The organism is Winkia neuii subsp. neuii DSM 8576 (genome assembly GCF_000420405.1).
GTDB lineage: Bacteria > Actinomycetota > Actinomycetes > Actinomycetales > Actinomycetaceae > Winkia > Winkia neuii.
In genome coordinates, this window is record NZ_ATUW01000005.1 from 90,962 (window position 1) to 111,802 (window position 20,841).

A 20,841-nucleotide genomic window follows, 5' to 3' on the forward strand; every position below is an offset into this window, starting at 1 on the left:
CCTCTCGGGTGAATAATCCACCGTTAGTTGAATTCGATCAGTTTTCCATCGCGAACTGTCATTTTGCCGCGATAAAACGTGTACATAACTTGGCCAGGCAATTGCCTGCCGGCGAACGGGGTGTTGGTAGACATAGATTTTTGCTTTGCAGGGTCTATAGTGCGCACGACGTTCGGATCTACCAGGGTGACGTTGGCGAAAGATCCCGCTACAAGATCTTGACCTTGCTCACTTACGCGACCGATCCTTGCCGGGGCCTTGGAAAGAACCCGAGCGACATCAGCCCAACTGAGCCTGCCGGTATTTACCATTGTTTCAATTACCACGGGAAGCGCTGTCTCGAGTCCGGTCATCCCGAAAGCTCCGGACTGCCAGTCGCAGTCCTTATCTTCGATGGGGTGCGGAGCATGGTCCGTACCGACAATGTCTATGGTTCCGTCTTCCAAGCCAGCGCGCACTGCCTCAACATCGGCTGCGCTGCGTAGCGGCGGATTGACCTTAAAGGTTGGATCGTAGCTGCGTGCTTCCTCTTCAGTCAAAGAAAGGTGGTGAGGTGTAACCTCGGCAGTGACATTGACGCCGCGGTCTTTTGCCCAGCGCACTAACTCTACCGAACGAGCAGTAGAAAGATGACACACGTGGAGCCTAGACTGCGTTAGCTCCGCAAGCATAACGTCGCGGGCGATAATCGATTCCTCGGCAACACCGGGCCAGCCTTTGAGACCCAGTTCATCCGAAAGAGCAGATTCGTTCATCTGCGCGCCCTCGGTAAGTTCGGGATCTTGCGCATGCTGGGCAACTACCCCGTCGTAGGCACGCACGTATTCAAGAGCGTGACGCATCAAAAGACCGTCGTGTACGCACTTGCCATCGTCAGAAAAGACCCTAACCTTCGATTTGCAAGTAGCCATCGCCCCCAGGGCAGCCATATGCTTTCCGGCCAACCCCGCAGAAACTGCCCCCACCGGGCGCACCTGCAAATACCCTGCTGCGCGACCGAGCTCTTCAACCTGTTCAACTACCGGAGCATCGTCGGCAACTGGGGTGGTATTAGCCATCGCATGCACGCAGGTGTAACCGCCCATCGCGCCGGCCTGGCTACCGGTGAGAACAGTTTCAAAATTCTCTTGCCCCGGCTCCCGCAAATGAGTATGCAGGTCAACCAAACCTGGCAGGGCAATAAGCCCCTTCCCGTCAATACGAATAGGCTCGCGCAGACTACCTTCTGCCCCCGCGCCCACTGCCACAATCTTCTCGTCTCGAATGGCAATATCTGCTTTCCCGTTGCCCTCAATATTTGCGCCCTGAATTAGAATTTCACTCATTTTTACTTTTCCTTAGCTAGCAGCAAATAAAGGGCTGCCATCCGAACCGAAACACCGTTGGCTACCTGTTCGACAATTACAGACTTGTCCGAATCTGCCGCTTCCGCACAGATCTCGAGACCACGATTCATGGGGCCTGGATGCATCACTACGGTCCGCTCCGCCAAGCGTTCAAAGCGTTCCCGATTCAATGAGTACAAACGCCTATACTCTTCCGGAGACGGGAAATACCCCCCACCAGCAGCAGACATTCGCTCGCGTTGGATCCGGAGCATCATTACCGCATCAGGGTCAGTACCTAGAGCCTCGTCAAAATCATAGGTAACCTCGCAGGGCCAGGTTTCCACTCCAAAAGGAACTAACGTGGGCGGCGCGACCAGCGTCACCTTGGCTCCAAGCAAGGTGAGCAGATCGACATCTGAACGCGCAACCCTAGAATGCTGGATGTCGCCAACGATCACGACGTGAGCGCCCTCGATATCCGCACCTGCCGGAGCGGGAGCCCCTGCGCACCGGTAGTGCCTGCGCAAGGTCATGGCATCGAGCAGCGCCTGAGTGGGATGCTGGTGGGTGCCATCGCCGGCATTTAAGACCGGTAGCCCAATCCAACCAGCGTGGGCCAGCCTATGGGCGGCTCCGGAATGGTTGTGCCGTACAACAATGGCGTCAGCTCCCATAGCCGACAAAGTTAATGCTGTGTCCTTTAGTGATTCTCCTTTTGAGACCGAAGAACCCTTAGCCGAAAAATTTATCACGTCAGCCGACAGTCGCTTTTCCGCGGCCTCGAAAGACTGGCGCGTTCTAGTGGAATCTTCAAAGAAGAGGTTTACAACTGTTTTTCCGCGCAAGGTAGGCAACTTCTTTACCGCTCGGGACTGGGTTGCAGCCATAGTTTCGGCGGTATCGAGAATCTCGATGGCCTCTTCGCGCGACAGATCTTTTATAGAAATTAAATGGTCCATTTACTTGTCCTTCTCGATCAAAACTGCATCTTCGCCATCTACTTCGCGGGTAAGAACCACGATAGATTCCTCTTTAGAAGAAGGCAGGTTCTTACCAACGTAGTCAGCTCGAATCGGAAGTTCTCGGTGGCCTCGATCAACCAAAACCGCAAGGCGCACCACGGCCGGCCTACCGATGTCAACGAGTGCGTCAAGGGCAGCTCGAATTGTGCGCCCCGAATAGAGGACATCATCAACTAAAACCACAGTCTTACTATCTAGCCCCCCCGCGGGGATAGACGTGGGATGAGGATTCCGAACCGGGTTTCTGGACAGGTCATCCCTATACATCGTGGTGTCTATAATGCCGAGCGAAACATTGGCCTGCTCGTGCTTCAGAACTTCATAAATGCGTTTTGCGAGGGGAACCCCCCCAGTGGGGATGCCCAGCAGAACAATTTCAGAGGCATCTTGATTGCGCTCCAAAATCTCGTAGGAAATGCGTTTCAACGAACGCGAAATGTCGTCGGGCGACAGGACTTTTTTAGCCCCCAGGGTAGCGTGAGCCACACCCGCCTCCTTCTCCGCCTCACAGGACGGTCATTAAAGGGTTTGGACGTCTCAAATCATATCGCTGCGGCGCCTCACTGTCACGAATGAAAGGGCGCAGCTACGGTGAAAAATGCTACAGAAAAAGTTTGGGCCACCCGAAGGTGGCCTCGCAAACTATTCTTCCTCCTGATCGGCAATATAATCGCCGGCAGCGAGATTAGCCAGAGCCTGAGCAACTAGCTCTTGCTGGTCTTCGGAGCGAACAGAGGATGACGGCTCCGAAGCGTCAAGTTTGTTAGCCGAGGCTTGCTCCTGACCGGACTGGGCATCCGGCTGGTTAGACGGGCAGCCTTCAGAAGTCGGCTCGGGTCCCGCCTGAGAAGGAGCATCCAAAGATGCGGTAGGCGAAGCAAGGGAGGCATCGGCATTCGCACTAGCAGGTTCATTACCTGCAGTGGCATTTTGCTCGTAGCTGCCACCAGGTGAATCAGCGCGATCTTGCCCTAGGTCCTGCTCGCCCTCGCCAGAAGGATTCGCGTCCTGCGAATCGACCAGCACACTTCCAGCGGGCAACTTAGCTAAGTCAGGGAGATCTATGCCCTCCCCGAAATCTTCAGGAACCGTGGTTGAGCCAAAAACGGCGGAACGAGCTTTGGCAACCTTATTGATGCGATCCAAAATCGCATTGACAAATGCAGGCGTCTTCTCGGAAGCAATGACTTCAGCTATGTTCATTGCCTCCTTGATAGCGATAGGCCCGTCGATCTCGGGATTAAACAAGATCTCCCAAGCCCCCACGCGCAAGATCGCCAAATCTACCCCAGGCATGCGATCAATGGTCCAGTTGGTCGCATTAGCGGCAATCGCCTCGTCGATTTCGCTCACGTGCTCTGCTACTCCCACGACAATTTCGTAGGCGTAGGGTGGGATTCCGGTCTGCGCGGTAGAAACTACCTGTCTCGCCCTGGCCAAATCCTTGATGCGATCGGGAGTCGAACCAAAGCCGCGCTGGTCGGCCTCGAACAGAGTATCGACTGCCCTACTTCTGGCGCGAGTGCGCCCCGTGAACTTCCTAGATTTCTTCTTTGACATTATTAATCGGTCACGCGCGAGATGTATTCGCCGGTACGAGTGTCCACCTTAACCTTGGTGCCCTGCTCCAAGAATAGCGGAACCTGGATTTCGGCGCCGGTCTCGACAGTGGCAGGCTTTGTGCCAGCGTTGGACCGATCGCCCTGCAAACCCGGCTCGGTGTAGGTGATCTCGAGGGTTACCTGAGGGGGCAAGTCGATGAACAACACGTTGCCCTCGTTGAAGGAAACAATGACTTTTTGCCCTTCGAGCATGTACTTCTTTGCGTCGCCCACAATGTCAGCGGGGATCTCGACCTGCTCGTAATTGTCGTCGTCCATGAAGACATAGAATTCCCCGTCGTTGTACAGGTAGGACATGTCGCGGCGGTCGACGGTAGCGGTTTCGACTTTGACGCCGGCATTGAAAGTCTTGTCCACGGTCTTTCCGGATAGAACATTCTTGATCTTGGTACGCACGAAGGCCGGGCCTTTGCCGGGCTTGACATGCTGGAATTCGACTACCTGCCACAGCTGGTTGTCGATCTTCAGCACCATGCCATTCTTTAGGTCGTTCGTAGTTGCCATTAGTATGTCCTTTCCAAATTTTTCATTCCGGCCTTAAACACTACCTGTTCTAGGGCGAAAACCGTTATTTAAAGGCACAACTTTCGGATTATCACATCTGCAGCCTGTTCGGGTGTGGTCTGCGTAGTATCGATCTCGACCTCTGCAAGAGGGCGCAGCTCGCCCTCGCGAGCGGCCTTCAGAGCGCCAAATGTAGCATTGGGCGTGCCTAGTGCAATGGATCTAGGCGCATTTAGCCCATTTCGCACAGCCAAAGCATGGGTTTTGGCGTTTAGCAGCACAACCCGGAAAGACTTGATGCGAGCTTGCTGATGCACTACGGAGCCCGAAGGCAACCCCACAATTCCCCACGCCTCAGACAGAGCTTTATCGGCCAGTTTGTTCTCAAGCTTGCGGTAGGCGGCCTCCCCTTCGTTCAAAAGTATGTCTGTGCCACCGGCAGCAGCCAGGTTTTGTCCGACATCTATAAAAGTGAGCCCCACCTTAGCGGAAAGCGAAGCTCCCACGGTGGTTATTCCGGCTCCAGGAAGGCCTGTCAACACCAAGCTCACTTTGCTACCTTCCTAAACGCGTATTCGAGTACAGCTATATCTTCGATCGGAACCGTAACAGGTTGAGCCAAATCCCGCAGCAGAACCATCCGAATTTTGCCATTGCGAACCTTTTTGTCCGCCCTCATTGCGTCAAGTAGCGTCGCAAAGTCCCCGCCTCGATAGCTGGTTGGTAGACCAGCCGCCGCGAGCACCTTTCGATGGCGCTCCAGTAGATCTGTATCAATCATTTCTAGCTTGTGAGCCACGTGAGCGGCGAACATCATGCCTACCGAGACCGCGTTGCCGTGGCGGAAGCGGTAACGCTCCACTTTTTCGATTGCATGGGCAAAAGTATGTCCATAGTTGAGGATTTCGCGAAGTCCGCCTTCGCGCAAATCCTTGCCTACCACGTCGGCTTTGACCCGAATTGCTCGAGAAATTATCTCGGGAAGATTCTGGCTCGTGGGGCAAATATGTTCCTCATCCAGTAGCTCAAGAATACGGGGATCTGCTATAAATCCGCATTTGACCACTTCCCCTAAGCCCTCGACAAAGTCTTGCGGGGGCAATGTCTGCAGATAATCAAGGTCGCACACTACAGCGCGCGGGGTCCAGAATGCCCCCACCATATTTTTTCCGGAAGAAGTATTTATGCCAGTTTTGCCACCGACCGCAGCGTCAACCATCCCTAGTAGCGAGGTCGAAATCGCAATGTGATCGACTCCCCGCATCCACGTTGCTGCTACGAACCCCGACAGGTCGGTCGTTGCTCCTCCCCCCAGGCCCACAACTGTGTCCTTCCGACCGAAGCGCTCCAGCCCTAGGGTGTCCCAACAGTTACTCAAACATTCAACGGTTTTTTGTGCTTCAGCATTTGGCGCAATGAATCCCTTCACAAAGATCCCGTGAGCTTCCAGAGCGCTGGCTAAGGGCAGGTAATGGCACTTTAAATCCTGCGGCGCAATTAGGAAGGCCTTCGAGTTGCCTGCTGCGAGCAATAGCAGGAGCTTTTGCTTTGCAATTGCCCTGCCGATGCGGACTGCATATGGGGTAGGACCATCCACCGCTATGAGCTCATGTTGGCAGCTCATCACCTCCTCTGCTACGGAAGCTATGCTTCGCCCATCTGTTTCTACCTGGGCAGTGGCAAGTTCAGAGAAGGTCTTCGTGCGCTGCGCGTATAGGTGCTGGAGCGCTTCCAACGGATCTTTCGCGAGCAGGGGACGTCCGTTCGCCCCTGCTACACGTTTCGCCGAGGTTCTTGGGGTTGCTTTGAGGTAGACGGTTTCATGGCCTCGAACCAGCCCCACCGAGGCCGGGTAGCTAAGCGCTCCACCGCCGAGAGCGATCAGGTCGTAGCCTTTTTCCAGGCTCCGGTGAATGGCCTCTAACTCCCATTGCCGAAACGCCGCCTCCCCCTCGTGGGCGAAAATATCTGGGATAGTTTTGCCCGCAATCTGGGTAACTAAATCGTCCGTATCTACACTGGTGAGCCCATATTTATCGGAAAGATAGGCGGCAACGGAGGTTTTGCCTGCCCCCGGCATACCGGCTAAGAAAACACTCATGCCAGCCCCCTAGAGCGCAAAGTAGCCACGTAGGCAGCTACGGAGTCTTGCACTTGTTTCAACGAAAAACCACCGGTGTGTTCGAGGAGGACTTGCAGGAGTGTAAGTGCCACCATTGCCTCCGCTATTACCGCGGCAGGTGCCACTGCGCAAACGTCCGAGCGCTGATGAATTGCGGTGGCGGCCTTTCCGGTTTTTATGTCTACTGTACGCAGCGCTCGCGGCACAGTAGAGATCGGTTTCAGTGCTGCGCGCAAACGCAAATCTTCTCCGTCCGACATGCCTCCTTCAATGCCTCCCGCACGATTGGAGGTGCGGGTCGGGTGGCCGGACTCTAGAACTATTTCGTCGTGTGCTCGCGATCCTAGCCTGTCGGCGGTAGAAAAGCCGTCGCCGACTTCGACCCCCTTTATAGCTTGGATAGACATCAAAGCTTCGGCTAGACGGGCATCTAGGCGCCGTCTAGCTTGCACGTGGGTGCCGGCCAAGCCTAGTGGAACCCCTTGGACGATAACTTCTACGACTCCCCCCAAAGTATCCCCCGATTTTTTGGCAGCGTCTATGGCCGCAACCATTTTCTTTGAAGACTTAGCGTCAAAACAGCGCACCGGGTCTGCATCTAAAGCTGGAGTATCTGCAAAAGTTGGAACGGGCGCGCCCTCGGGCACGTGTTCCCCTCCAAGAGCTACAGTATGCGAAACGGTGTGCACCCCGTAAGCCTGCTCTAGTACCTTTTGTGCGACAGCTCCGAGCGCCACTCGCATTGCCGTTTCTCTGGCGGAAGCGCGTTCCAAAACTGGGCGAGCGTCATCCAGATCGTAGGCTGCCATCCCAGCCAGGTCTGCGTGCCCGGGGCGAGGTCGGGTTAGCGGCTTGTTGCGCGCCACTTCCCTCGCGTCCCCCTTTCCAGCGTCAATTTGTAGAGCTTCGGCAGAAACAGGATCGGGGTTCATCACGATCTGCCACTTAGGCCACTCAGAATTCTCGATCAAGATAGCCACGGGGGCTCCGGTTGTGTGTCCATGCCGTACCCCGCCTAGAAAACGTACGCGGTCCGCTTCCCATTTTTGCCGCGCTCCCCGCCCGTATCCGAGCCTACGCCGAGCAAGTGCGTCCTCTAAGTCCGAGGTTTGAACCTCAACCCCTGCGGGGATGCCGTCGACGATCCCAACTAGAGCCTCACCATGGGATTCTCCTGCAGTTAGCCAAATCATGACACCGATTTTTCCACAAGTTGTCCTCTTAGGGCAGCCTCGTTCCGCCTGCTAAAAAAGTAGCGGAGCTAGGTAACCTCCCAAAATTAGGTAGGGACCGAGGGCTATGTGGGTCATAGCGTTCCTGGTGCGTGCAATTGCCACCAAAGCGGCTCCACCGGCAATAAGTAACGCCACAGCAATTGCCCAGGCAGGGGCCTCGGTAGCTATGGCCGCACTGGGCGCCAGGGCAATTGGCGCGAGCCGCACATCCCCAAACCCAATCTTGGCAACTCCAGCGAGGGCGGCAAAACCAAGAAATATTACTACTGCCCAAACAAGAGTCGGTATGATCCGCTGGCGAAAGTTAGCAGCCAAAGTGGCAATAGCCACAAGCCCACCTCCATAAACCCAAAGTCTAGGCAACCGGTGACAGGCAAAATCACAAAGAAGTGGAACCGCCAGATAACCAGCGAGAGCGCAAAGCACCCAGCGCGCGGCACAGCAGGCTCCAAGACCAGTCAAAATTAAACTGAGAAATGCATACACCTTAGGCTGATTCCAAGAAGGTGCACCTTGGCCTACTGAGGCGCAGTATTTAGCACAAACCTTCGAACCATAAACTGTGGCTAATGCTATTCCCACAGCCCAAAGCGCCACACTAAGCGCGGGCCCTATCCATTGCATAACGCATAGCCTCCACGTCAGGAGTTGAACCAACCATTAGAACTACCTGAGCCACCGCCTGATGCAAAAGCATCTCGGTGCCAGGAATAGTTTTTGCTCCAGAAGAAGCAAAAGCCCCAGCCAGCTTCGACGGCCAGACCGCATACGCGACATCCAAAAGCACCTGCCCTTCGTGCGCTACAGCATGGGCACCTTCAGCCCACTGGTCTGCAACTCCAGCTGGCAGAGTAGAAATTACCACGTCCGCTTTTGCGATAGCCGCCATCATCTGGTCTGAGCCTATTCTAAGCTGCGTTATTGGGATCCCCAGCCGGCTAGAAGCGCCCGTAATCGAGCCGCCCCCGCTAAAGCTGCGGGCACATACTGAAATGTTGGAAGTGCCGAGTTTTTTCAGGGCTGCCAGCGCTGAACTTGCGGTAGCGCGAGCCCCCAAGATGACGGCCGAGCGCGCAGGATACCCTTCCAAACAACGCACGATGCCCTCGACATCCGTGTTTGTGCCGCGCAAACCGGGTAGCACGGTATTGACGGCACCTACCCCTCGGGCGAGCTCCGAAAGTTTCAAAGCGGGCAAAATAATCTGCTTATTCGGCATAGTTACCGAAAATCCTGCCCAAGTAGGATCCTCGCTTGCCTTCTTAATAGTAGCTACCGCCGAGTCCTCACTAACTTTCAGGAGACGATAATCCCACTCGGTAAGGCCCAGGGATTTGTAGGCTGCCTTGTGCAGAACCGGCGATAGAGAGTGCGCTACGGGGTCGCCAATTACCGCAGCCCACATCAGTTCTCACAAACCTTCGGATTCGCCTTGCAGTATTTCTTGAGTTCCTCGACGTTGGCGTTTTGCTGGTCAAGAGTTTCGGCGAACTTAGTTTCTCCGGTCTGCAAATTTACGGTGGTGTAGTACATCCATTTGCCGGGGGCAGGTGAAAGCACCGCCTGCAGGGCCTTATCCGAGAAGGTCCCGATCGGAGTAGGCGGGAGTCCCTTGTGAATGTAGGTATTGTACGGATTGTCGGCCTTCAGATCCTCACTGGTGGGCAGTCCCCCAGATTTACCTACGCCGTAGAGGACAGTGGAATCCATGTCCAGTTTGCCAGCCGTATCAGCGTTGTCTGCAGCGAGTCTATTTTCAATTACGCGGGCCACCATCGGATAGTACTTTTCTACATTTACTTCCTTCTCCAAAATAGAGGCCTTAGTAATTACTTCCTTCCATTTACTTGGGGGAACACTGTGTTCTTTCAGCTTAGAAGTGGTCTGCTCGATCATAGTCTTTACTAGATCGGCCGGTTCAGTTTCAGGAGTAACGGTGTAAGTATCAGGAGCCAGCCACCCCTCCAAATTGCCCCCGGCTTCCTTTGGCAATCCCAAATCGGTTGCGGAAGCAAAAGCTTTCTCGACCTCATCAGGATCAAACTGGTCGATCTTTTTCAACCGTTCCTTAGCTTCCTTTACGGTGAATCCCTCAGGAATCGTAACTTTTAGATCCGCCTTCGAAGCAGGATCTAACAGAGCTGCCACCGCCCCTGCAGCAGACATCTTCTTCTTCAACTTGTAGGCTCCTGGTTGAATAGCGGGAGCCTGCACGTTTGCGTTGAAGGCCTTCGAGAACGCTTTAGCCGAGGCCACCACACCTTTCTTTTCGAGGATCTTGCCGATGTCCTGACCGGTAGCCCCCTCAGGAACTTGAATACTGACCGAGGATGTGCCCGGGCCAGGATAGTCTGGAGCCTTCGAAAACAGTCCGGTGCCCAGAACTGCCCGCAACCCAATGGCAGCGGCTCCAACTACCAGGAACGTGACGACCAACATCACTATGGTTGCCTTTATTCTGCGCTTGCGGCGGCGGCGCTGCCTCTGCGCTGGGCCCTCCACATGACGAGATTCGACCCTTGCGTTGCGAACCCTTATTTTCCGCCGCTGCCGACGCATCTGGGCTCGGGACGGAAACTGTTTAGGGCCTTCACTATCCGGTGTCATCTTGGTCCTCATAACTTTTGGCCAGCAGGCCGCTCGTTAATTTTTTCGTACTCTAAAGCCTGTTGCAGGATAATCACCGCAGCCTGCCGATCTACAAGTTCGCGTTGCTGCCTAGACGATAGTCCAGCCTCGCTCATCTGCTCGTGAGCTGAAACTGAGCTAAGCCGCTCGTCTACCATCCGAATCGGCACACTCACCAAGGAGCGCAATCCGCGTGCCCAACGCAGCGCCATCTTGGCGCTCCTGCCGGCCTTGCCAGCCAAGGTTACCGGCTTGCCAACGATTATCTCGATGGCGCCCACCTCGTCAACCAGATCGGCGGCCTCGTACAGATCGGAGTCGTATCTGTCCTTGGCGATGGTGGTTTTGGGCGAACACAAGACCGCATCGGCGTCGCATACTGCCACTCCGATGCGAACTGTGCCCACATCAAAAGCTATCCTGCTACCCTTGCGCATTACTTCTGCAGAGATTGAACGATATGCTGAAGGGCCGTGTCGACGGCGGTGGCATCTTGCCCCCCGCCCTGGGCAATGTCTGGGCGCCCTCCGCCGCCACCACCCATGAGCTTGGCGGCCTCGCGCACAAAATCGCCAGCTTTAAGTCCGCTTTCGCGGCCAGCTTCATTAGTAGCCACCACGATAGCCGGCTTACCCGAGTTAACTCCCGCAATCGCGATAAGTGCCGGACGGGTCTCCCCAAGCCTGTCGCGCACGCCTATGGCAAGCGTACGCAGGTCGTCGCCGGAGTTCACCTCACCGGCAAAGTGTGCAACAACGAGCTTGCCTTCGACCTCCCTGGCCTCGCTAGCAATGTTTGGAATAGCTGCTTGCAGAGACTGCGAACGCAAGTTGGCAAGATCCTTCTCGGCCTTCTTCAGGCGAGACATCAGGGTGTCAACCCGCTCGGCCAATTCCCCAGAGGTAACCCCTAGCATGCCTGAGATCTGATTTACGAGGGCGTGCTCCTTCGCCTGGAAGCCGGAGGCGGCGTCGCCAACCAGGGCCTCGACACGTCGCACCCCGGAGCCAACCGACGACTCGCCCAGAATAGCTATTCGCCCTACGTGGCCCAACGAGGGGACGTGGGTGCCTCCGCAGAATTCACGGGACCAGCCGTCGCCAATATCGACAACGCGCACAATCGCACCGTACTTCTCGCCAAATATAGCCTGAGCCCCCAGCTTCTTAGCCTCCTCAATAGGCAGCTCGTAGTCTGTGACGGAAAGGTTCAGACCCAGCCTTCTGTTGGCATCTTCTTCAACTTCTTCAACCATGCCCGTGGGAAGGGCATTCGGGTTGCGGAAATCAAAACGCATGCGGGAAGGCGCATTTTCAGACCCAGCCTGGGTCGCACCCTCGCCGAGGCGATCGAGCAGTTCTTGATGGATTACGTGAGTAGAGGTATGCGCCCTGGCAATCTGCAGACGGCGGTCAGTGTCTATCTGAGCGTGAGCCGTCTCGTCTAACACAACCTGTCCGTCTGTCAGCTGACCGCGGTGGACGGACAATCCCTTGATCGGCGACTGCACATCCGCAACATCTATAACCCCTCCAGAAGAGGTTCGGATAGTGCCTTGATCGGCAAGCTGGCCACCGGCCTCAGCGTAAAATGGGGTGCGATCCAAAATTATCTCGACAGTAGCGGGAGCAACCGCCTTCGGCTGTGGCTTGCCGTCTACCAAAATCCCCAGCACCCTTGCATCGGCCTGCGAATCCGTATAACCCAAGAATTTGACGTTCCCGCCCACACGCTTCTGCAAGTCGTGGTAAATACGCGAGTCCACGTGTCCGGTCTTTTTCTTCAGAGCATCGGCACGTGCGCGCTGGCGCTGGTCGGCCATTAGGGCGCGGAAGCGTTCCTCGTCGACGCTCACCCCTTGCTCAGCTGCCATTTCCAGGGTCAGATCGATCGGGAAACCGTAGGTGTCGTGTAGGGCGAAAGCCTTGTCCCCTGATAGCACAGGAGAGGCGGTAGACTCCTTCTTAGCGTCCGCCACGGCCATATCCAAGATGGTAGTGCCAGAGGTAAGCGTGCGTCGGAACGAATCCTCCTCGGCGTAAGCCACCTGCGAGATAGTTTGCCAATTCTGCTCGAGCTCCGGGTAAGAGCTCTTCATCACGTCTTTGGAGGCCGTAAGCAGCTTAGGCATAACGGGCGCATCAACGCCGAGCAAGCGCATCGATCGCACCGCCCGACGCATTAGGCGACGTAGCACATAACCGCGGCCTTCGTTGGAAGGACGGACGCCATCGCCAATCAGCATAAGCGAAGAACGGACATGGTCAGCTACTTGCCGCATGCGGACATCGTCTTGAGCACTGCCGGAATTATAGGTACGTCCCGACATCGCACCAGCTGCCTCGATTACAGGGAAAACCTCGTCAATTTCGTACATGTTGTCCTTGCCCTGCAACAAGAACGCCAGCCGCTCAAGCCCGAGGCCGGTATCAATGCATTTGGAGTCCAACTCGCCAAGTAGCGGGTAGTCTTTTCCCTTACCCTCCCCGCGCAGATACTGGTCGAACACCAGGTTCCAAATTTCTAGGAAACGATCGCCAACGGTATCAGCTGCAGGGCCTCCTTCGGGCCCATATTCGCTTCCACGGTCAAAGTGGATTTCGGCGCAGGGGCCCGCCGGGCCGGGCTGGCCAGTGTCCCAGAAGATCTCCTCGCGAGGCAGCCCCTGCAGGTGGGCAGGATCTAGGCCTATTTGGTGCAGCCAAATGTCTTTGGCCTCTTCATCCTGATCCCAAATAGTGACCCAGAGCTTGTCTCCGTCGAGTCCGTACTTGCCCTCGCTAACAGGGCCCGTGAGCAAATCCCACGCGAACTTCGAGGCGTCCTCTTTAAAGTAGTCGCCAAACGAGAAATTGCCACACATCTGGAAAAAAGTTCCGTGCCTGGTAGTTTTCCCGACCTCGTCAATGTCGTTAGTACGAATACACTTTTGCACTGACGCAGCGCGCGGCCACGGCGCCTTCTCGGTGCCCACGATATAAGGAATGAAAGGGACCATGCCGGCAATAGTAAATAAGATCGACGGTTCCGGGCTCACCAGTGGCACAGATTCGCGAATCTCGTGTCCGTTAGCTCCAAAGTAATCTAGCCAACGCTGCCTAATTTCAGAGGTACGCACTTAGGCACCTTTCAGTAAGTCGTGCGAACATGCTTGCCGCCCGAGGACGAAAGCAAGGCTCGCGTAATGGATTCTTCGTGTTCCTTCATAGCCTGAGAAAACTGTGAAGCATAGATTTTAATTTTAGAACGCACCGGGGGAAGCGCCGCCAAAGCGGCAACGGCAATGCCCACTACTATGGCCTTTTTCACTGCTTTTTATTCCTTCCCAAAACTTCACGGGTAGCAGCGCTAAACGCGGCCAGCTTAATTAGTGGCCGAGCCACTGTCGAGGAAACGAGGGTAGATAAAGCGGAGGCATCCTGGGCCATTTGCGAGGCCGACCGAGTAACCGAATCCACGCGGCCAAGTTGGGAGTTCACTTCGCCGATCGTCTTTGCGGCCTCCTGGACCGTGGAGCGCGTATCTACGGTGAGCTCGCGAACTGTTTTGCGGAGCTCGTCGATCAGCGAACCGAGTTTAATCAGCGGAACGGCGGCAAGTATCACGAGCAACGCAAATGCTATTGCGGCGATATAGCCCGGAATTGATCCCAATTGCATCTATCTCTCCTTCTAAAGGCACTACTAACAGGGTACCCGAATACGAAGAGGCCCCGGAACCAGCTGGCTCCGGGGCTCCTTTGAAGATTATTAGCGCGAGTAGTATTCGACTACTAGCTGTACGTCACAGACGATCGGCACGTCGTCGCGCTTGGGGGTTTCCTTCAGTTCAAAGCGCAGCTTCTCGAGGGCAACGTCGAGGTATGCGGGTACCTCGGGCAGAACGTCGCGGTGAGAACCGGCGGCAGCAACCTGGAACAGATCCTTGGTTACTGAGGCGGGCTTGACCTGGACAACCTGGCCAGGCTTCACGTGGAAGGACGGACGGTCGACAATGCGACCGTCAACCATGATGTGACGGTGCACCACTGCCTGGCGAGCCTGGGCAATAGTGCGGGCGAACCCGGCGCGCAGTACTAGCGCATCTAGGCGGGTCTCCAGGAAAGCAATCAGGTTTTCCCCGGTCTGCCCGCCACGACGCTTGGCGTCGGCGAAGGCGTGGCGCATCTGAGCTTCACGAATACCGTACTGTGCGCGCAGGCGCTGTTTCTCTTTCAAGCGGACGGCGTAGTCGGATTCGCTGCGACGGCGAGCACGGCCGTGTTCACCTGGGCCGTAGGGGCGCTTTTCGAAGTGGCGCTGAGCCTTGGGAGTTAGAGCAATGCCGAGGGCGCGGGAGAGGCGAACCTGCCTGCGGCCGCGGTTAGAGTTAGACATAACCTTTTCTTTCTGTCGAAAACAATGCGTGCAAATGCACGGGGCCAACACTTGTGGCTAAGACCCCAGCGTTGCGGTAAAGCAACCCCATCAGACTAGCGCATCTGTAACCTTTTGCGAACTTCCTGAAGGGTTTTAGTAATGTGGGATTCGTTACCATGAGAGGTGGGCTCATAGTAGCGGGTTCCATCTAGTTCATCTGGTAGATACTGCTGGCCCACGATTCCGGCTGGATAGTCATGTGGATACTTATAGCCCTTGCCGTGTCCAAGATCTTTCGCCCCCTGGTAGTGGGCGTCGCGCAAATGGGGCGGGACCGGCGGAGCCCCTTCTTTTCGAATCTGCCCCAATGCTGCATCAATTGCGTTTATGGCAGCGTTGGATTTTGGCGCTAGAGCAACCGCCAAAGCAGCCTCAGAAAGTATGATTCTGGCCTCGGGCATGCCAATCATCTGTACGGCTTGCGCCGCCGCCACGACGACAGGTAACAAGGACCTGTCGGCAAGCCCCACGTCCTCGGCTGCAGCAATCATTATTCGCCTGGCAATGAAGCGCGGATCTTCACCGGCTTCAATCATTCGGGCCAGGTAGTGAACTGTCGCGTCGGGATCCGAACCGCGCATTGACTTTATGAATGCGGAAATAACGTCGTAATGCTGGTCTTCGTCATAACGGACTAAGGCTCTATCGGCACTTACCTCCACATCACGTACCTCGATAACAGTGCGCTCGTTGTCTTTGGCGGCCCCCGCCGCAGCTTCCAACAACGTGAGTGAGCGGCGCCCGTCCGCACCCGCTGTTCGCAGCAACAACTCTTCGGCCTCGGCAGCTATAGACATCTTTCCGCCAAATCCGCGAGGATCCTCTAGCGCCCGGTGCACCAGTTTTTGCAGATCCGTTTTTTGGAGCGGATTTAGGGTCAGCAGCAGCGACCGCGAGAGGAGTGGCGAGATAACTGAAAAGGACGGGTTTTCCGTAGTTGCCGCAACAAGGGTCACCCACCGGTTTTCTACGGCTGGCAACAGAGCATCCTGCTGGGACTTTGAAAAGCGATGCACCTCGTCGACGAAGAGGACTGTTTCTTCGCCTGTAGCGCCAAGTTGGTGGCGGGCAGTATCAATCACAGCCCGCAGCTGTTTCACACCGGCAGACACTGCAGATATCTCAGTGAACTTGCGTCCTGACTGACGTGCAACCAGGTAGGCCAAAGTGGTCTTCCCAGTTCCCGGCGGCCCCCACAGTATTACCGAGGAAACCCCACCCTCACTCGGCTCTAATAGCCTGCGCAAGGGTTGACCGGGCCCCAGTAAATGCTCCTGGCCCACGACCTCTTCGAGAGAAGTTGGGCGCATGCGCACCGCCAGGGGCGAATTGGCCCCAGAAGTGGGAACTCCGCTAGCCTGTATGCCTCCAGCTTCGAAAAGATCCATAACCTCACCCTAGCGGAACGGGGGCGAAACAGGCACGCCCGTTTCTTGCATCCGCCAGTATTCCTGGTAGCGGTCAAAGTGGTCTAGGACGTCGTGAATTATGGCAGTTTGGGAATACCCCATAACGTTGTAGTCCTGGTTTCCATCAGGCAGGTGTACCTCGAGCCGAGTCGAACGCGCTGACGACAAAGGCACCCCAGCATAGAAGGTAGCGGGAGTATCCACTGCCAAAATTCTGTAAACGAACTGGTCCTCGCCGCTAAAGGCAGTCAGTTTTAGGCGGTCGTAGATACGCCGTTCCTCCATTTCCTCGAGCCGATCGTGGTCGGCACGCACCACCTGCGACTCAATACCCTGGCTAGCAAGCTCGCTACTAATTTTCCTGAGGGCGGGTTCGCAAACTTTGGAGAGGTACCTACTGGCTTGGGCCGGACTCACCTGATCAAAAGTTCGTGCCAGGCGATCACGCCAGGAAGTTCCCCCGCTGGTTGCCCCAGCCACGATATTTTTGGCGGAACGATCAAGAAGCACTACCTTCGATCGCTCGGCACGCAGGGCCTTGGCCAGGCCCACCATCACAAATACCAGGACAAACGCGAAGGGCAAGCCGGTTATGATTGTGGCATTTTGCAACGCAGGGATGCCCCCGACTAGCAGCATTGCCACTGTCAGCACACCGACCAGAGCTGCCCAGAAGATGCGAAGCGGCGCGTTCGCATCGGAGCGCGACGTAGGCAAATAGGAACATAGATTGGCCATTACTAAGGCTCCTGAGTCTGCGGAGGTGACGTAAAACAACAGCCCCACAAACGTGGCTAGCCCGATAGTAAAGAAGGGAGCCGGGTAGTGTTGAAGCAGCGCGTAAAAGCCAGACTCCGGAACCTCTAAAGTATTTTCAGCAAACTTGAGGTTGCCAGAGCGCACCAATTCAATGGCCGCGTTCCCGAATACCGATATCCACGCCAACACGTAAGTAAATGGGATGAGCATCGTTCCCACCACAAATTCGCGCAAGGTCCGGCCCCTGGAAATTCTAGCCAGAAACATCCCTATAAACGAGGCCCAGGCTACCCACCAAGCCCAAAAGAACAGCGTCCACGCGCTCATCCAGGCCCCCTTATTGGCGTAGGCAAACGTTTCTAAAGTGCGCGAGGGGAAGCTCTGCACAAAATCTCCCACATTTTGTGCCATTGCGTTGAGCAAGAAATCCGTCTTCCCGGTAACCAGCACCCAACCAATCAGAAATATTGCCAAAAAAACGTTCAGCTGGGAAAGTATGCGGATTCCTCTGTGTACACCGGTCGTAGCCGAGGCCGTAGCCATAGCGACTGCCAATGCCACCAATACCACCTGGGCACCCAGCCCCTTTTTTATTCCAAAGAGTATTTCTAGGCCAACGTTCAGCTGAATTACCCCGATACCGAGGGTGGTGGCAACACCGAAAATCGTCCCGAGGATGGCTGCAGAATCCACCAGGTGGCCAATTGGGCCATCGATCTTGTTTCCGAGTACAGGGGCCAGCGAGGAGCGCACGGAAAGTGGTTTACCTCGCCTGTATGCGAAATAGCCTAGAGCAATTCCCATTAGGGCATACATGCCCCATCCGGTTATGCCGTAGTGAAAGATGGTCCACACCGGCGCCTGCCTGGCAGCCTGCAGACTTTGCCCTGTACCCGAGGGCGGGTTCATATAGTGACTTATTGGCCCAGCCACCGAAAAAAACATTATGTCCGTGCCGATACCCGCAGCAAACAGCATGGCTGCCCACGAAAAAAGAGAAAACTCCGGCCTAGAATTCGCGGGCCCCAGACGCACTCTGCCGTATCTTGAAAAGCCCAAAAACAAGACAAAAATAATGATGGAGGTGGCCAGACCAATGTAGAACCAGCCAAACCACTTACAGATCCAGGCTACTGCAGAACCAAGCAAGCTAGCTGCCGCAGTTGGATCGATCATGGCCCAAACCGCTACGGCCGTCAGTCCTAGCGCACTTGAAATAAAAACTGGGTATTTGACACGGACCTGTAAAATTTGGCTGCTGCTCACGTATACCTTTCAAAGCAAATGGGGTCGGCAGCGCCGACCCCATTTCCGTCATTTTAAGAAATCTGTATTCCCTGCGCCCAAACGCTTGACCTCGGGCAGCCCCGAAGTCATATCCAGGACAGTTGTAGGCCCTTCCGCCCCACAGGGACCGTCAATTATCGCGTCAAGCAAATATCCTATCCGGTCCTTTATCTGCCACCCGTTGACCTCAGGCTCTGTCTGCCCGGGCAGGATCAGCGTCGAGGACATGAGCGGTTCGCCGAGTTCTGCCACTAGTGCCTGCGTAGTCTTATGCGCCGGTATGCGCACCCCCACCGTGTGCTTCTTAGCGTTGAGCATTATGCGGGGCACTTCCTTTGTCCCCTTCAAAATGAAGGTATAGGGCCCCGGCGTCAAAGACTTGAGCAACCTGAAGGTCTTGTTATCCACAATAGTCATCTGTCCGACCTGGGCAAAGTCGTGACAAATCAGCGTGTAGTCGTGCCGCGGCGGCAGCTTTCTAATCCTGGCAATAGTGTCGATGCCCTGCTTGTTTCCCAAAGCGCACCCAACCGCATACCCAGAATCAGTGGGATAGGCTATTACACCCCCCGAACGGACCACATCCGCTGCCTTTCCAATAAGACGCACCTGTGGATTGACTGGATGGATTTCAAGAAATTGCGTCAAAGCTCATTCCTCTTCGTCATCCTCGGGAACGTAGTCAACACCGGTTTCCGCTCGCTGCTCATCAGATATCGGAGCCGGCGCGTCTGTGAGCGGATCCCAGCCGTTGCCAATCTTGGGGAAGGCGATGACATCGCGAATGGAAGGAGCCTTGCACAGCAGTGACACGATGCGGTCCCACCCAAAGGCAATGCCGCCGTGCGGCGGAGCCCCGAACTTGAAAGCATCGAGCAAGAAACCGAATTTTTCCTGCGCCTCCTCGGGCCCAATGCCCATCACGTTGAAGACGCGTTCCTGCACGTCCCTGCGGTGAATACGGATCGAACCGCCACCTATCTCGTTACCGTTGCAAACAATGTCGTATGCGTAGGCGAGGGCATTCGCAGGATCCTTGTCGAAATTGTCCAAGCATTCGGGCTTTGGAGAGGTAAAAGCATGGTGAACTGCAGTCCATTTTGAGTGCCCTAGGGCAACGTCGCCCTCTTCTTCTGCCTCACCAGTGGGCTTGAACAACGGAGCATCGACAACCCAGACAAAACTCCAGGCATCCTCGTCAATAAGTCCGGCGCGTTTGCCGATCTCAAGGCGGGCCGCACCGAGCAAGGCTCGAGACTCTGCTGCCTTACCAGCCGCAAAGAAGATGCAGTCACCTGCCTTCGCACCGGTGGCCTCGGTGAGGCCGGACTTTTCGGCCTCGGAAATATTCTTGGCAACGGGACCGCCCAGGGCACCGTCCTCGCCCACGGTTACGTAAGCGAGCCCTTTGGCCCCGCGAGAACGGGCCCAATCCTGCCACTTGTCAAAGGTCCTCCTAGGCTGGGAGGCACCTCCGGGCATTACAACTGCCCCGACGTACGGATTTTGGAAGACACGGAACGGGGTGTCCTTGAAATATTCAGTCAGATCTACCAGTTCAAGCCCAAAGCGCAGATCCGGTTTGTCCGAACCGTACTTTTCCATAGCATCCTTGTAGGTCATGCGAGGGATCGGGGTCTGCAGATCGTAGCCGATCAAGGACCAAATCTCGCGAAGCAGATCCTCGGTGACCTCAATAACGTCGTCTTGCTCCACGAAAGACATCTCGCAGTCGAGCTGAGTAAACTCAGGCTGGCGATCTGCGCGGAAATCCTCGTCGCGGTAGCAGCGAGCAATCTGGTAGTACCGCTCCATGCCAGCCACCATGAGCAGCTGCTTGAACAGCTGGGGAGACTGCGGCAAGGCGTACCACGAACCCGGCTTCAGCCTTGCAGGAACAACAAAGTCGCGGGCACCCTCGGGAGTAGAACGAGTCAATGTGGGAGTTTCAATTTCAACGAAATCGTGGGCCTGCAACACCTTTCGGGCAGCCTGCGAAACCTTGGACCGCAGCCTTATCGCGTACTGTTGAGAAGACCTGCGCAAATCGAGGTAACGGTATTTCAGCCGAACGTCCTCGCTAACCTGACCGGCGTCCTCGGCATGGGCCGACACTTGGAATGGAAGCGGAGCTGCGGGATTCAGCACTTCAACGTCGCTAGCAAACACCTCAATAGCACCGGTAGGGAGATTCGGGTTCTCGTTGCCCTCGGGGCGCTTCTCCACTTTGCCAGTGATCTGCACAACAAATTCGCTGCGCAACCCCCTAGCTACTTCTTCGTCGTGAATAACCACCTGGGCAATGCCCGAGGCATCACGCAAATCAATGAAGGCAACTCCACCGTGGTCGCGGCGACGATCAACCCAGCCAGCCAGCGTAACAACCTGGCCAACCAGCGATTCGTTCAGCGTTCCTATGTTGTGAGTTCGCAGCACGTGCCATTCCTTTCTTCGTTGCGACACCGCTAGACCGGCGGGCGCTCTAGCCCCTAGGTTAGCGCGATCTG

The 20,841-nt window shown here is 55.7% G+C and carries 20 protein-coding genes; all 20 read right to left on the bottom strand.

The features are described from left to right. Nucleotides 1-23: 23 nt before the first annotated feature. Nucleotides 24-1,325 (bottom strand): dihydroorotase, encoded by a 1,302-nt coding sequence (locus G437_RS0106090; RefSeq protein WP_024331686.1) that lies wholly within the window; start codon nucleotides 1,323-1,325, stop codon nucleotides 24-26. Between the two features lie 2 nt (nucleotides 1,326-1,327). Further along, nucleotides 1,328-2,287: an aspartate carbamoyltransferase catalytic subunit gene (locus tag G437_RS0106095; RefSeq protein ID WP_024331687.1), complete on the bottom strand. Its 960-nt coding sequence runs from the start codon at nucleotides 2,285-2,287 to the stop codon at nucleotides 1,328-1,330. After that, nucleotides 2,288-2,836 carry a bifunctional pyr operon transcriptional regulator/uracil phosphoribosyltransferase PyrR gene (gene pyrR / locus G437_RS0106100; RefSeq protein ID WP_024331688.1) on the bottom strand — a complete coding sequence of 183 codons (549 nt, stop codon included), beginning with the start codon at nucleotides 2,834-2,836 and terminating at the stop codon, nucleotides 2,288-2,290. Nucleotides 2,837-2,992: 156 nt separating this feature from the next. Next, nucleotides 2,993-3,910, bottom strand: a complete 918-nt coding sequence (nusB, locus tag G437_RS10935) for a transcription antitermination factor NusB (protein WP_024331689.1) — start codon at nucleotides 3,908-3,910, stop codon at nucleotides 2,993-2,995. 2 nt (nucleotides 3,911-3,912) lie between these two features. Next, complete coding sequence (gene efp / locus G437_RS0106110) at nucleotides 3,913-4,476, bottom strand: elongation factor P (RefSeq protein ID WP_024331690.1); 564 nt, start codon at nucleotides 4,474-4,476, stop codon at nucleotides 3,913-3,915. A 68-nt stretch (nucleotides 4,477-4,544) separates the two neighbouring features. Beyond that, entirely contained in the window at nucleotides 4,545-5,027 is a 483-nt protein-coding gene (locus tag G437_RS0106115) for a shikimate kinase (RefSeq protein WP_024331691.1), read from the bottom strand. After that, entirely contained in the window at nucleotides 5,024-6,577 is a 1,554-nt protein-coding gene (aroB, locus tag G437_RS0106120; RefSeq protein ID WP_024331692.1) for a 3-dehydroquinate synthase, read from the bottom strand. Before aroB ends, G437_RS0106115 begins: the two co-directional genes overlap by 4 nt. Beyond that, the gene (gene aroC / locus G437_RS0106125; RefSeq protein ID WP_024331693.1) at nucleotides 6,574-7,791 is read right to left on the bottom strand and encodes a chorismate synthase; all 1,218 of its coding nucleotides are present in this window, start codon (nucleotides 7,789-7,791) and stop codon (nucleotides 6,574-6,576) included. The genes aroB and aroC overlap by 4 nt, the downstream gene beginning before the upstream one ends. 51 nt (nucleotides 7,792-7,842) lie before the next feature. Further along, a complete protein-coding gene (locus G437_RS0106130; RefSeq protein WP_024331694.1) occupies nucleotides 7,843-8,163 on the bottom strand; it encodes a hypothetical protein in 321 nt (106 codons plus the stop codon). Nucleotides 8,164-8,431: 268 nt separating this feature from the next. Further along, entirely contained in the window at nucleotides 8,432-9,238 is an 807-nt protein-coding gene (locus G437_RS0106135; protein WP_029769383.1) for a shikimate dehydrogenase family protein, read from the bottom strand. Then, nucleotides 9,238-10,440, bottom strand: a complete 1,203-nt coding sequence (gene mltG, locus G437_RS0106140; RefSeq protein ID WP_231782372.1) for an endolytic transglycosylase MltG — start codon at nucleotides 10,438-10,440, stop codon at nucleotides 9,238-9,240. The genes G437_RS0106135 and mltG overlap by 1 nt, the downstream gene beginning before the upstream one ends. Before the next feature lie 8 nt (nucleotides 10,441-10,448). Beyond that, a complete protein-coding gene (gene ruvX / locus G437_RS0106145; RefSeq protein ID WP_024331697.1) occupies nucleotides 10,449-10,898 on the bottom strand; it encodes a Holliday junction resolvase RuvX in 450 nt (149 codons plus the stop codon). Continuing rightward, nucleotides 10,898-13,579, bottom strand: a complete 2,682-nt coding sequence (alaS, locus tag G437_RS0106150; protein ID WP_024331698.1) for an alanine--tRNA ligase — start codon at nucleotides 13,577-13,579, stop codon at nucleotides 10,898-10,900. Before alaS ends, ruvX begins: the two co-directional genes overlap by 1 nt. 11 nt (nucleotides 13,580-13,590) lie before the next feature. Further along, on the bottom strand, nucleotides 13,591-13,770 hold the full coding sequence (locus G437_RS0106155) for a hypothetical protein (protein ID WP_024331699.1): 180 nt from the start codon (nucleotides 13,768-13,770) through the stop codon (nucleotides 13,591-13,593). Beyond that, a complete protein-coding gene (locus G437_RS0106160; RefSeq protein WP_024331700.1) occupies nucleotides 13,767-14,120 on the bottom strand; it encodes a DUF948 domain-containing protein in 354 nt (117 codons plus the stop codon). Before G437_RS0106160 ends, G437_RS0106155 begins: the two co-directional genes overlap by 4 nt. A gap of 90 nt (nucleotides 14,121-14,210) precedes the next feature. Further along, on the bottom strand, nucleotides 14,211-14,837 hold the full coding sequence (gene rpsD / locus G437_RS0106165; RefSeq protein WP_024331701.1) for a 30S ribosomal protein S4: 627 nt from the start codon (nucleotides 14,835-14,837) through the stop codon (nucleotides 14,211-14,213). Nucleotides 14,838-14,932: 95 nt separating this feature from the next. Beyond that, complete coding sequence (locus G437_RS0106170) at nucleotides 14,933-16,267, bottom strand: replication-associated recombination protein A (RefSeq protein ID WP_024331702.1); 1,335 nt, start codon at nucleotides 16,265-16,267, stop codon at nucleotides 14,933-14,935. Nucleotides 16,268-16,276: 9 nt separating this feature from the next. Continuing rightward, nucleotides 16,277-18,313: a choline BCCT transporter BetT gene (gene betT, locus G437_RS0106175; RefSeq protein ID WP_024331703.1), complete on the bottom strand. Its 2,037-nt coding sequence runs from the start codon at nucleotides 18,311-18,313 to the stop codon at nucleotides 16,277-16,279. Between the two features lie 48 nt (nucleotides 18,314-18,361). Next, entirely contained in the window at nucleotides 18,362-18,982 is a 621-nt protein-coding gene (locus G437_RS0106180; protein ID WP_024331704.1) for an L-threonylcarbamoyladenylate synthase, read from the bottom strand. Between the two features lie 3 nt (nucleotides 18,983-18,985). Then, nucleotides 18,986-20,770 (bottom strand): aspartate--tRNA ligase, encoded by a 1,785-nt coding sequence (gene aspS, locus G437_RS0106185; protein ID WP_024331705.1) that lies wholly within the window; start codon nucleotides 20,768-20,770, stop codon nucleotides 18,986-18,988. Between the last annotated feature and the right edge of the window lie 71 nt (nucleotides 20,771-20,841).